12 protein-coding genes and 1 pseudogene are annotated in these 12,573 nt (G+C 73.6%); 9 read left to right on the forward strand and 4 right to left on the reverse strand.

Annotation, left to right across the window (positions count from 1 at the left end; genetic code table 11):
- Positions 1-52 precede the first annotated feature (52 nt).
- Both O7604_RS29480 and prfH read left to right on the forward strand, forming a co-directional pair.
- Complete coding sequence (locus O7604_RS29480) at positions 53-1,201, forward strand: RNA ligase RtcB family protein (RefSeq protein ID WP_281578454.1); 1,149 nt, start codon at positions 53-55, stop codon at positions 1,199-1,201.
- Positions 1,198-1,802, forward strand: a pseudogene (gene prfH, locus O7604_RS29485) (peptide chain release factor H). Before O7604_RS29480 ends, prfH begins: the two are co-directional and overlap by 4 nt.
- Positions 1,803-1,836: 34 nt before the next feature.
- Here prfH and O7604_RS29490 read toward each other — a convergent pair.
- Entirely contained in the window at positions 1,837-2,262 is a 426-nt protein-coding gene (locus O7604_RS29490) for a VOC family protein (protein WP_281578455.1), read from the reverse strand.
- Positions 2,263-2,390: 128 nt separating this feature from the next.
- Here O7604_RS29490 and O7604_RS29495 point away from each other — a divergent pair, with 128 nt between their 5' ends.
- From O7604_RS29495 to O7604_RS29505, 3 genes are read left to right on the forward strand one after another with little or no spacing between them, the layout of a single operon-like run.
- Positions 2,391-2,729, forward strand: coding sequence for a hypothetical protein (locus tag O7604_RS29495; RefSeq protein ID WP_281578456.1), 339 nt, complete (start codon positions 2,391-2,393; stop codon positions 2,727-2,729).
- Positions 2,726-3,355, forward strand: coding sequence for a hypothetical protein (locus O7604_RS29500; protein ID WP_269700812.1), 630 nt, complete (start codon positions 2,726-2,728; stop codon positions 3,353-3,355). The genes O7604_RS29495 and O7604_RS29500 overlap by 4 nt, the downstream gene beginning before the upstream one ends.
- 29 nt (positions 3,356-3,384) lie before the next feature.
- Complete coding sequence (locus O7604_RS29505) at positions 3,385-4,212, forward strand: DUF72 domain-containing protein (protein ID WP_281580018.1); 828 nt, start codon at positions 3,385-3,387, stop codon at positions 4,210-4,212.
- Positions 4,213-4,301: 89 nt separating this feature from the next.
- On the opposite strand, the gene O7604_RS29510 is transcribed toward O7604_RS29505, so the two are convergent.
- Positions 4,302-5,096: a DUF3152 domain-containing protein gene (locus tag O7604_RS29510; RefSeq protein ID WP_281578457.1), complete on the reverse strand. Its 795-nt coding sequence runs from the start codon at positions 5,094-5,096 to the stop codon at positions 4,302-4,304.
- Positions 5,097-5,217: 121 nt separating this feature from the next.
- Between O7604_RS29510 and O7604_RS29515 the strand changes: the two genes are divergently transcribed.
- The 3 genes from O7604_RS29515 (at position 5,218) to O7604_RS29525 (ending at position 8,009) form a co-directional block, all read left to right on the forward strand.
- A complete protein-coding gene (locus O7604_RS29515; protein ID WP_281578458.1) occupies positions 5,218-5,736 on the forward strand; it encodes a SigE family RNA polymerase sigma factor in 519 nt (172 codons plus the stop codon).
- 5 nt (positions 5,737-5,741) lie between these two features.
- The gene (locus O7604_RS29520) at positions 5,742-6,461 is read left to right on the forward strand and encodes a hypothetical protein (RefSeq protein WP_281580019.1); all 720 of its coding nucleotides are present in this window, start codon (positions 5,742-5,744) and stop codon (positions 6,459-6,461) included.
- Positions 6,462-6,962: 501 nt separating this feature from the next.
- The gene (locus O7604_RS29525; RefSeq protein ID WP_281578459.1) at positions 6,963-8,009 is read left to right on the forward strand and encodes a zinc-dependent alcohol dehydrogenase family protein; all 1,047 of its coding nucleotides are present in this window, start codon (positions 6,963-6,965) and stop codon (positions 8,007-8,009) included.
- Between the two features lie 67 nt (positions 8,010-8,076).
- Here O7604_RS29525 and O7604_RS29530 read toward each other — a convergent pair whose 3' ends face one another.
- The gene (locus O7604_RS29530) at positions 8,077-11,307 is read right to left on the reverse strand and encodes an Ig-like domain-containing protein (protein WP_281578460.1); all 3,231 of its coding nucleotides are present in this window, start codon (positions 11,305-11,307) and stop codon (positions 8,077-8,079) included.
- 248 nt (positions 11,308-11,555) lie between these two features.
- Entirely contained in the window at positions 11,556-12,128 is a 573-nt protein-coding gene (locus tag O7604_RS29535) for a winged helix-turn-helix domain-containing protein (protein ID WP_281578461.1), read from the reverse strand.
- Between the two features lie 257 nt (positions 12,129-12,385).
- Here O7604_RS29535 and O7604_RS29540 point away from each other — a divergent pair.
- The coding region (locus tag O7604_RS29540; RefSeq protein ID WP_281578462.1) for a hypothetical protein at positions 12,386-12,573 on the forward strand (188 nt) is incomplete at its 3' end.

The following is a 12,573-nucleotide window of genomic DNA, read 5'->3' on the forward strand; positions in this document are numbered from 1 at the left end:
CCCTCCTCGCCGCCTGCCGTTCCCGCTTCTCTTTCCGCAGAATCGAGCGTCTGTGTCCGCGTACCCCTCCGGGCGGGCCGTCGTGCCCGCCACCGTCTCCGTCTTCTCCTCCCCCGGCAGCTGGATCGAGTCCGCCGCGCTCGACCAGTGCCGTCAGGTCGCCGCCCTCGACGGCATGGCGCACGTCGCCGCCATGCCCGACCTGCACCCCGGCAAGGGCGCGCCGATCGGCGCCGCCATGTCCTCGACGGTGCTCTACCCGTTCCTCGTCGGCTCCGACATCGGATGCGGCATCGCGGTCTTCCCGATCGCGCTGCGCCGGGTCGTACCGGAACGGCTCGCCGCCCGGTTCCCCGACCTGGACCGGGCGCTCGACCCGGACGACGACGACCCGGCCTGGTCGGTGCTGGACGGCGAGATCCCGGCCGGTCACCTCGACGGGCTCGGCACCGTGGGGCGCGGCAACCACTTCGTCGAGCTGGCCCGCGTCGGGCCGATCCTCGCGGCGGAGCACGCCGCTCGGCTCGGGCTGGACGCCGGTGACCTGGTCCTCGTGGTGCACTCCGGCTCGCGTGGGCTGGGCGAGCGGATCCTGCGCGAGCACACCGAGGCGCATGGCGCCGGTCCCGCGCCCGACCCGGACGCCTACCTGGCCCGGCACGACGCGGCGGTGCGCTGGGGTTCGCTCAACCGTCGGCTGCTGGCCGCGCGGGTCGCGTACGCGCTCGGCGCCGAACCCACCGAACCGGTCGTCGACCAGTGCCACAACCTGGTCGAGATCCGCGACGGGCACTACCTGCACCGCAAGGGCGCGGCGCCGGGCGACGGACGGGACGTGCTGATCGCCGGCACCCGTGGCACGCCCTCCTACCTGGTGGCCGCGCACGCCGGGCCGGACGCCGGCTACTCGGTGGCGCACGGCGCCGGGCGCAAGATGTCCCGCGCCGACGCGCTGCGCCGGGGCCGGGCCAAGCACACGGTCGAGGAACTGCGGCGTACGCCGGTCGGCTCGATCGTGGTGTGCGGCGACCGGCAGCTGCTGTTCGAGGAGGCGCCCACCGCGTACAAGCGCATCGAGCAGGTGATCGGCGACCTGGTGGCGCACGACCTCGCCACGCCGGTCACCACCACGGTTCCGCTTGTCACCTACAAGACGCCGGACGCGGGTCGCCGCGACGAGCGCCGGAAGGGCCGCCGGTGACCGAGCTGCTGCTGTCCGCCGGGCGCGGACCCGCCGAGTGCGCGTGGGCGCTGGCCCGGCTGCTGTCCCGTCTGGAGGGCGAGGCGGCCCGGCGAGGTCTGCGTACCGAGCGGGTCGAGACGGTGACCGGCGACCGGGCCGGCACGTACCGGTCGGTGCTGGTCCGGATCAACGGCGCCGGGGCGGAGGCGTTCGCGGCCGGGTGGACCGGCACGCTCTGCTGGCAGGCGCCCAGCCCGTACCGGACGGGTCACGGCCGGAAGAACTGGTACGTCACCGCGCGGACCTGCCGGACCGAGGTGGTGGTCACGCCGTTCCACGAGGCGGACGTGGAGTTCGTGCCCTGCCGCACGGGTGGGCCCGGCGGCCAACACCGCAACAAGGCGAGCACCGCCGTCCGGGCCACGCACCGCCCGTCCGGCCGGACCGTGGTGGTCGACACCGAACGGCACCTGCATCTCAACCGCCGTATCGCGGTCGAGCTGCTGCGGCAGCGGATCGCGCCGACGACGAGGCGGCCCGGCGCGCGGGCGTCGACGCCCGCTGGCGGATCCACGACGACCTCGTGCGCGGCGACCCGGTACGGGTGGAGCGGCCGTAGGGCAGGCCGGGCCGGGACCCGTGCCCGCCCTGCCTCAGGCGACGAAGACGCAGAACGGGTGACCGGCGGGGTCGGCGTACACCCGTAACGGCTCGTCCGGGTCGTCGGACCGGTCCCGCACCAGCCGCCCGCCGAGCGCGAGCACCCGCTCGTGCTGCCGTTCCAGCTCGGCCACCGACGGCACGGTCAGGTCGAGGTGCAGCTGCTGCGGCACCTCCCCTTCCGGCCAGGTCGCCTCCGGCAGCCGGTCGACCTGCTGGAAGGCCAGTTGCGGCACGCCTTCCGCGGTCCTCAGCACCAGCCAGTCCCGGCCATGCTCGTCCGGTTCTCCGGCCGCCGGGGGCTCGTCACCGGACCGGTAGACCAGGCCGAGCAGCACGCGGTAGAACTCGGCCAGGGCGCGCGCGTCGGTGCAGTCCAGCACCACCTGGCACAGCCGCAGACCCGGTCCGTCGGTCATCGTCACCACCTCCGGCCTCCTCTTGCCCCGCCGGTCGCGGCCCAATCCGCGGTCCGTGACCGTCCCGGCTACCGTGGGCGCGGCGGACGGGCGGCCCGGCCCGCCGACGTACTGCGCGAGGAGGACGGATGCGACGGAGAAGGACCGGTCCGGTGACGGCGCTGGCGACACTGACGCTCGCCCTCACCGCCTGCGGCGGGGACGCCGGGACCGATCCCGAGACCTACCTCCGCGACGCCATGAGCGAGGCCGTGTCCGTCAAGCAGGAGACCGGGCAGTTCCCCCGGGGCGTGAGCGACCTGTCGGTCGGGGACTACGACGGCATCGGCGTCGTCACGTTCGTCACCAACAACGACGCGTCGGCGCTCTGCGTGCAGCTGTCTGTGCCGGACGCCAAGCGCAGCGTGTACTCCGCCGACCCCGGGCAGGTCACCGAGGGCGCCTGTGACATGGACCGCGTCCGGTGAGCCCGCTCGTGCAGCGCTTCCGCGCCGTGGTCGCCATGTGGATCTTCGTCGGCGGCGGTGGGTTCCTGCTGGCCGGGTTCCTCGGCCTCGCGTTGCTGACCCAGACGGGTCCGTTCGCGGCCGCGTCGACCTTCTCCGCCGCCGCCGAGTTCGCACCCGGCGCCGAGATCAAGGTGCGGGACACCGGCGTACGCCCCGGCAACATCCTCATCCTCGCGTCGCCGGCCGACGTGGACCCCGCCACCGTCCGGTGCACCGCGAAGAGCCGCGTCTACACCAGCGGCGAGCAGCGCAGCAGGGAGCTGACCGGGGCCCGGCCCGAGGGGACAGCGTCGGTGATGACCGACCGCGGTGACCCGCGGTTGTTCACTCCGGTGCTGGCCACCGAGGGCATCACCTGGATGGAAACCGACTTCGTGAGCTGCACCGGTGACGGCGTGGAGGCGTTCACCCTGACGTCGGCGAAGGGCCTGCAGAGCGACCGTTTCCGGCTCGGCGCCGGCCTGCTGCTCATGCTGCTCGCGCCGGTGTTCGCCGGGTTCGGCTGCCTCGCGCTGTACTTCACCCGGAAGTGGAACCGGGAGGCGGCGCTGCGCGGCGGCTCGACGAGCTGGCCCTACCGGTGACCGGGATGCGCCTGCACGTGGGCTGTGCCATGTGGACGCACAAGTCCTGGTCCGGCCGCTTCCTGCCGCATCCGCTGCCCGCGCACGAGCGGCTGCGCGCGTACGCCGCGTGGTGCGACGCTGTGGAGGGCAACACCACGTTCTACGCCACCCCGGCCCGCCGGACGGTGGCGTCCTGGGCCGAGCAGACCGATCCGGGCTTCCGCTTCCTGCCGAAGCTGCCGAAGGTGGTCACGCACGAGCGCCGGCTCACCGGCGGCGAGGCGGAGCTGCGGGCGTTCCTGCACGCCATGGAGCCGCTCGGCCCCCGGGCGGACGCGCTCTGGATCCAGTTGCCCGGCTCGTTCGGCCCCGACGACGTGCCCGACCTCGACCGGTTCCTGCGCACGCTGCCCGCCACCCACAGGTACGCCGTCGAGGTCCGCCACCCGGCCTTCTTCACCGAGGCCGGTGCGGTACGCGCGCTGGAGGCGACGCTGCACCGGGCCGGCGCCGAATGGATCCCGTTCGACACCACAGCGTTCTTCCGGACGCCGCCGACCAGCGACGCGGAGCGGGAGGCGTGGACGCGCAAACCGCGCCTGCCGCTGCGTACCCGGGCGCTGACCGACCGGCCCGTCGTGCGCTACCTCGGCCGGGACGACCCGGCCCGCACCGTCGAGGGCTGGCAGCCGTGGCTCGACGTGGTCACCGGCTGGCTGCGGGAGGGCCGCTCGCCGACCGTGTTCGTGCACACGCCGGACAACGCGGACGCGCCCGAGCTGGCCCGCCGCTTCCACGACCAGGTCCGCGAGCGGGTGCCCGGGCTCGCGCCGCTGCCGGAACCGGAGCCGGTCGGCCCGGCCACGCTGTTCTGAGCGCCGGATGGGATCGCCGACGCGGCCGGGCACACGCGCGCCCGGACGGACGGCCCGCGCAGCCCGGCCCCGCGGACCCGCGCCGGACCTCAGCCCGGCCGGCCGCCCTCGGGCGGGGGCAGGCGGTCGTCGTACACGCCGGAGGGGCCCGTGTACCGCTCGCCGCGCAGGAACGGCAGCGGGTTCGGGGTGCAGCCGTGCAGGCCGAGCGTCTGCTGCTGCATCACCGGCGCCGGACGCCCCCGCCCCGGGCAGCGCTCGTGCCCGTGACCCAGGCGATGGCCGACCTCGTGGTTGACCACGTAACGGCGGTACGCGGCGAGGTCGCTGCCGTACGCGGGCGCGCCGAGCACCCAGCGGGCCACGTTCACCACCACCCGGCCCCCGTTACGGCAGGACGTGTACCGGTCCAGGCCGTCCCCGCACAGGTCGTCGCGCGTACCGGGGGTCGCGAGATAGACGGTGAAGTCGGCGGGCTCACGGGCTCCGACGCGACGCAGGGCGATCCGCCCGTCGGTCGTCCAGCCACCCGGGCCGGCGAGGATGCCGGTGACCTGCGCCCCAAAGTCGGCCGCCGGCAGACCCGTGATGTCGCGCTCCACCGCCACGCGGTAGCGCAGCAGCCGGCCCGTACCCCCTGTGATGGCCGGCTCGGCGGCGGCGAACCGCCACCGGTTGCCACCCTCGGCGGGATAGCCGATCCGCGCCGGCCGGGGCCGGACGGGCGCCGCCGCCGACGCGGCCGGCGCGGCAGCGGACGGCCCGGCCGGCTCGGACAGCGCGACAGCGGGCTGGTCGGCCACCGCCGGTGTGCAGCCGGCCAGCGCCACCGCCAGCGCGATCACCGCCGCGCCGCCGCGTGTCCGGTCCACGGTCCTGGTCATCTCGTCTCCCCTCGGTGCCCGGTCGGGGGCACGGGGATGAGGACGGGTGATCCGTCGCGAAAGTTGGTCCGGCGGGGACTCAACCTTTTCCGCGTCCCGCACGTCCCTACCGGGGTGAGAGGTGCAGAGGACGGCCATGGCCCGGGGTGACGCGGAGTTCGTCGAGTTCGCGCGGGCGTCCTCCGCGCGGCTGACGCACGCCGCGTTCCTCATGACCGGCAACCACCACCACGCCGAGGACGCCGCCCAGACCGCGCTCGTGCGCACGTACGCGTCCTGGTCCCGGATCCGCAACGGCGACCCGTACGGCTACGCCCGCTCGGTGCTGGTGAACCACCTCGTCGACACCTGGCGGCGGCCGATCCGCGAGTACCCGAGCGACGACCTGCCGGAGCGCCACGGCGGCGACATGGCCGAGGAGGTGGCGACGCGGCGGTGGCTGGTCACCGCGCTCGGCACGCTCACCGCGCGCGAACGCGCCGTCGTCGTGCTACGGCACTACTTCGACCTACCGGAGGCTCAGGTGGCCCACGAACTCGACGTGTCGGTCGGCACCGTCAAGAGCACCTCGTCGCGGGCGCTGGAGAAGCTGCGTACCGCCGGTCTGTCCGCACCGCGACCGCAGGAGACGTGCCGGTGACCGAGATGGACGAGCTGCGCCGCGTGATGCGGGTGACCGAGCGGGCCGACGGCCTGGACATCGCGGACATCATGCGCCGGGGACGCCGGCTGCGCCGCCGCCGGCGGATCGGCACCGGGGTCGCGGCGGCGGTGGCGACCGTCGCGGTGGCGGTCGGGGTCACCGCCGTGGCGTCGCGGCCCGGCCCGCCGGACCTCCCGGCCGGGGAGCCGGTCGCCACCGCGTCCGCCGCCACTCCCCCGCCCTCGCCGACCGCCTCGCCGGCCCCGACCGAGGCGCCGCCGCAACCGCTCGGGACCGTCGTGGGAAGCGGCATCCGGTACGGCGCCGACGAGCGCGTGTTCTTCGTGGTCCCGGTGGACGTGCCGGAACTGCCGCGCGTGACGATCGGCCTGGTCGCCGGGCGGCGCGCGCCGGACGGCCGCCTGACCTCCGACTTCCTGGTCAACGACGTGTCCGGCAGCGACCGCCGGGCGGGGTTCCACGAGATCGGGTACGACCAGCAGCGAGTGCCCACCGACACGTCCGTCCCCACGTTCGGCTACTTCGTCGGCCCGGCCGCCCGCATCGTCGGGACAGTCGACGGCCGGCAGGTCGACGCGAAGCTGGCCCGCTGGAGCGAGGACCCCCAAGTGGTGATCTTCTGGTTCGACCCGGAAACCCTCACCCCGGGAACCCCGCTGGACGGCATCACCGCCCAGGACTCCAAGGGCCGCCGCCTGTAGCCCACCCTCTCCCTCCCCTCCCCCGCCCCCGGTGATCAAGGAATTTGCGGACTGACACCGCCCCGGTGAGGACACAAATTCCTTGATCACCGGGGTCAGGAGGGCGTGGCGTGAGAGCCGAGCCCGCCCCAGACTCCGTGATTCGCCGCCCGAGCCGCCCCGCGCACCCTCCCCCGTCCCGACGGCCCGAGCCGCCAGCAGATCTTGCTACGAAACGGCCCCAATGAGGGCACTTTCGTACCAAGATCTACGCTGCTCCCGGGATACGGACCACGGCTCTCAAGGCATGGGAGACCTGGACGCGCCCGGCACGGGCAGGCGAGGCGGGCACTGGCCCTCGTCGGTGATCTTGCACTTTCTGCCCGGTCAGATGGGGCATTCAGGACATCGACAGGGCCGCAAGTGCAAGATCGCGGGAGCGGGGAGCGGGGAGCGGGGAGCGGGGAGCGGGCGGGTGGGGGGTGGAAGGAGACGCGGGGTGGGGGTGTGAGGATCGGGGGCATGCGTGCTGTGGTGTTTGAGCGGTTCGGGGTGCGGCCGGAGATTCGCGACGTGGACGATCCGACGCCGGCGCCCGACGGGGTGGTCGTCCGGGTCGGTGCGACCGGCCTGTGCCGCAGCGACTGGCACGGCTGGCAGGGGCACGACCCGGACATCCGCCTGCCCCACGTACCGGGGCACGAGTTCGCCGGTGTCGTCGTGGCGGCCGGCGCGGACGTCCGCGGCTGGCGGCCCGGCGACCGGGTGACCGCGCCGTTCGTCTGCGCGTGCGGGCGGTGCCCGTCCTGCCTGGCCGGCGACCAGCAGGTCTGCGAGCGGCAGACCCAGCCGGGCTTCACCGGATGGGGCTCGTTCGCCGAGCTGGTCGCGGTACGGCACGCCGACGTGAACCTGGTCCGGCTGCCGGACGAGCTGGACGAGGCGGCCGCCGCCGCGCTCGGCTGCCGGTTCGCCACCGCGTTCCGGGCTGTCGTCGCGCAGGGCCGGGTGGCGGCGGGCGAGTGGGTCGCAGTGCACGGCTGCGGCGGTGTCGGCCTGTCCGCGGTCATGGTCGCGGCGGCGAGCGGCGCGCGGGTGGTGGCCGTGGACGTCTCCCCCGCCGCGCTGGAGCTGGCCCGCCGCAGCGGCGCCACCGTCTGCCTGGACGCGAGCGCGCTCGGCGGTCCCGGCGAGGTGGCAGCCACGATCCGGGAGGCCACCGGCGGAGGTGCCCACCTCTCCCTCGACGCGCTGGGCAGTCACGCCACCTGCGTGGCGTCGATCGAGGGCCTGCGCCGGCGCGGCCGGCACGTGCAGGTCGGGCTGCTGCCCGCCGCGCAGGGCCGCCCGGTGCTGCCGATGGACCTGGTGATCGCGTACGAGCTGGAGCTGCGCGGCAGCCACGGCATGGCGGCGCACGCGTACCCGGAGATGCTGCGGCTGGTCACCGCCGGGGTGCTGCGCCCGGGCGAACTGGTCACCCGCACCGTCGACCTGGCCGCCGCGCCCGATGCGCTGGCCACCATGGACCGGCCGGCAGTCGCCGGGATGTGCCTGATCGAGCCCTGAGAACGGGCACGGGCCGGCCCGGCGCCGGGAGACCCGGCGCGGACCGGCCCGCGAGGCCGCGTGATCGTCAGTCGGTGACGGTCACCGTGACGGTACGGGGCGGCTGCTGGTACTGCCCCCGGTTGTCCATGCCGCGGATCGTCACCGTGTACGTGCCGGCCGGGATCACCGGCGACGTGTACGCGAAGTTCGATCCCGGCGAGCCCGGGCTGGTGAGGAACGTGGCGATCCACGGCCAGTTGCTCGGCGCGCCCGCCCGGCCGAACGTGCCGGCGGAGTTCATGCCCTGCCCGGCGCTGTTGCCGATCTGCACCTCGACCTTCTGCATGCCGCCGTCGTCCACGGCCCGGCCGGTGATCACGATCCGGCCGCCGGTGTACGCCTGGCCCTCGACCGGAGTGATGCTCGGCTCCAGCGTCGGGTCGGTGTCACCCGGGTAGACCAGGTAACGGGCGGTCGCGCCGCTGGTCGAGTTGTCCTGCTGACCCGAGGTGTCCACGGCCCACGCCTCGACGCTGTAGGTGCCCCGGGTGGGCAGGTCGATCGAGAGCGTGAACCCGGTGCTGGTCGCGCCGGGCGAGGCGAGCGTCGCGTCGACGGTGGCGAACGCGGCGGCCATGGTGCCGTTGGGCTGCACGTACCGGCCGGTGTCCAGGTCGCGCAGCGCGATCCGGACCTCCCGGACGCCCTTGTCGTCGGTCGCGGTGCCGGCCAGGTCCAGGTGCAGCTGGTCGATGTCCTGGTTGGTGCCGGTGAAGCTGAGCAGCCCGTTGGGGAAGGCGTCGCCCGGCACCTGGGCGGTGACGGTGAGCCGGCCCATGTTGGTGCTGGACGTGGTCAGGCCGAGCTTGTCGGTCGCCCGTACCCGGAAGTCGTAGACGCCCGGGGTGAGCGGCACCGTGGTGAACGACCAGTCGAACGTCGCGGCGTCGAGGTTGGTCGGCGAAATCCGGTGGTAGCCGGCGACCGAGTCGGCGCCCCACGTACCGTCGCTGGCGAGCGCCTCGCGGGTGGTGTTGTTGCGCAGATAGATCTCGACCGACTTCAGGGCGTCGTCGTCGCGCGCCGTACCGGCGAACGTGATCGTGCCGCCGGGCGCGACGGTGAGCGGCGCCGGGTTGCCCGGCGGGGTCATCGCCACCGGCGAGGTGATCGCCACGGTCGGCGGTACGCCGTTGGCGGAGACGGTCCAGTCGCGGGTGTCGCCGCGCAGGTCGCTCTGCCCGGTCGTGTCGACGGCGGTGGCGGTCATCTTCCACTGCCCCTCGATCGGCAGCGTGACCTCGTACTGCCAGGTGGCGGACGTCGCGCCGATCACGTCCGGCTCGCCGCGGAAGGTGTTGTAGACCGCGGCGACGGTGCCGTCGTCCTGCAGGTACCTGTTGTCCGGCGTGCGGAACGAGTAGATCAGCGAGTTGACGCCCTTGTCGTCGGTGGCGGTGCCGGAGGCCACGAACGTCTGCGTGGCGACCAGGCCGGCCGCCGGCGAGCTGATCCGGGTCGTCGGCGGCAGGTCGTCGAAGCGGAACGCTTCGATCTTCTTGACCGCCTTGGTGGTGTCGCCGGCGCCGTTGCGGTCGAACGTCTTGGCCTGCAACTGGTAGACCCCGGCCGGCAGCGTCACCGGCAGGCTCCACGTGGTGGAGGTGGCGTTCGGCGCGGCGACCGTCGTGTTGATCGCCTTGAACGCGCCCCAGGTGGTCAAGTCGGCCTGGAGGTACTTGCCGCTGTTGCGGTCCTGGATCTCCAGCTGGACCCGGGCCACTCCGGCCGGGGCGAGCGCCTGACCGCTGATGGTGAACGACTCGCCCGCCGGCTTCACCGCGCCCTCGATCGGCGTGGTGATCGTGGTGTCCAGCGCCGCCGGTGCGGGCTCCTTGGAGAGGTCGAAGAAGGCCACCCGGCCGGTCGTCTTGCCGCCCTTGACGTTGCCGTCACCGCCGACGAGCAGGCCGCGCGAGGTGGCGAGCATCGCCTTCTCGCCCTCGTACGAGTTGGAGCCGGGGTTCCACTCCAGGGCGGTGCCGGTGAGCGGGTCCAGCGCGCCGAGGTGGTCGCGGCGGACCACCTGGTCGCCGAGGCCGTAGCCGCTGAGTCCCTGGCCGGTGCCGTAGCCGACGTTGTCCAGGCCGGGCCACGGCACGTTCGACGTGGGCGACTCCTGCCAGCTGAAGTGACCGCCGACGTAGACGGCGGTGTCGGTGATCGCCACCGAGTAGATGCTGTCGAAGTGCCGGGAGATCCAGAGCGGCTCGACGTGGTCGTTTCCGGTCAGCGAGTACGCGATGGCGGTGTCGTTGATCGGCGGACGGTCACCGCCGGAGCCGCTGGTGACCACGAAGTACGAGTCGTCCGGGGCGATGTCACCGGCGAAGACCCGCTGGATGCCGCCGACGAAGGAGAGGTTGTCCTCCCACAGCCGGGTACGCCAGGGCAGCAGCGCCTTGCTGGCCGTACCGATGAGCGCCACGCCGTAGCGGTCCTGGCCGGCGATCTGGCGGCCGGTGTGCACGACCAGCAGCTTGCTGCGGTCGTGGGTGAGCTTGAGCTGCTGCACGGTGAGCATGCCGCCGACGCCGATGCCGCCGGTCAGCGGCAGGTTGAAGCCGGTGTCGACGGCGCCGGTGGTGGGGTTGAGCGCGGCCAGGCCGCTGCGGCTGACCCCGTTGACGGTGGCGAACTGGCCGCCGACGTAGACGGCGTTGCCGCTGACCGCGAGCGCGGTGGCCCGCGCGTTGGCGGTGGCGGTGAACGCGGCGATCGGCGCGCCGGTGGTCGGGTTCAGCCGGGCGATCTTGCGCTTGGTGACCCCGTTGATCGTGTTGAACGCGCCGGCGATGTAGAGCGACGAGCCGTCCGGCGACGCCTCCACCGCGGCGACCGCGCCGTCGATGACCGGCTTGAACCCGGTGTCCACCTTGCCGGTGTCCAGGTTGTACGACGCCAGGGACCGCTGCGTGATCGCGGACCCGCCGACGTTCGCGATCGACGTGAACGTGCCGGCGATGAAGACGCGGTTGCCGATCACCTCGATGTCGGTGATCTCGCCGTTGGTGATCCGCGGCGTGTCGGTGCGGGGCGTGGTCGGCATCAGCCGGGTGTCCCCGGGGGTGACCAGCGCACGGGTCGCGGTGGTACGCGCGGCGCCGAGCGCGGCGTTGCTCCCCGTCGCCTGGGCGCCGGTACGGCCGGCCACGCCGGCGTCCCGCACGGTGACGGTGGCGGCGAGCGCCGGCACTCCCGCCACCACGACCGCGCCGGCGGCGACGACCGCCACCGCGCGAAGCCAAACTCGCATCGAGACAACTCTCCCTGTCCGCCGGGACGGCCCCCTCGGGTGATTCCCGATTCCCCTCCGTCCGCGTGCCGGACGCCACCGTAGGAGGCAAAGACCTCTCGCGATACGTGCCGCACCGGTAATCGACCGGTCGCCATCAATTCCGGCCACACCGGTAGGACGCCTCCACCGATCGGGTCACCCGCTGTCACCGTCCGGCCGTGCGCGGCGTCGGCACGCGACGCCGATCGTCCACAGCGGACCCGGGGTCAGTCGCCCCGCACCCGGGGGTGGCGGTGGTCGGTCAGCCGCAGGCCGACGCCGCGTACCGCCGCGATGGTGACGCCGGTGCCCAGCTCGTCGAGCTTTCGGCGCAGCCGCTTCACCAGGGACTGCACGTCGGCCCGGCCGTGCGTCGGCGCGTCGTGCCAGACCGCGTGGTGCAGGTCGGCGTAGCTCCACACCCGTACCGGCTCGGCGGTGAGGCAGGTCAGCAGGTCGCGCTCCAGCCGGGTCAGGGCGGTCTCGCGGTTGCCCCACCGGGCGGTGGACCGGGCCGCGTCGATCACCAGCGCGCCGTCCGGCGCGGGCTTGTCCCGGGGTACGGGCCGGACCGGCGCGACGGCCGGCGCCAGCGCGGGGGCCGGGGCGGGCGCGCCGGTCATGATCAACTCGCGCAGCTCGTCGAGATCGGCGACCATCAGAAGGGGCGCGACGCCGTCCAGCAACTCGGTCAGCCGCAGCCGCTCGGCCGGCGACGACGTCACCCCGATGACGAGCGAGAAGGGGCGCTCCGACGGGTCGGTGCCGGAGTCCGCCGCGTTCGTGCCGTCAGTCGTCACCGCGCCCCACCGTGACTAAAACTGTCAACAGGCCGTCCGATCCGGGGGCCTGTTGGTGACATGTTGCTCACGTACGGTCATTGATCGTTCCTTACTGTCGATCATAGTGTCCACTCAGGCGTCCGGCGCAGACCCGCACGGCGCCTAGGGGGCCTGGGGGGTTCTTTTCACACCGGTGTCGCAGTCGGGAGTTCGTCTCCTGGCCCTTCTGCCATGGCTCGATCATCAGCGGGTCATCGGAACAGGAGGCAGCACCGATGCTGAGACGTCCACACAGATGGGGCCCGGCCCGGCGGCTGGTGAGCGCGGGCGCGGCCCTGGTGCTCGCCGCCACCACGCTGGCCGTGACCGGCACGGCGGCACAGGCCGAGACCGGCGCGGGCGCGTCGGCCGACGACAAGATCCGTCCCGAACTCACCCGCCAGCTCCAGGGCAAGAGCGAGGG

The organism is Micromonospora sp. WMMA1947 (assembly GCF_027497355.1).
In the GTDB taxonomy this organism is placed as follows: domain Bacteria; phylum Actinomycetota; class Actinomycetes; order Mycobacteriales; family Micromonosporaceae; genus Micromonospora.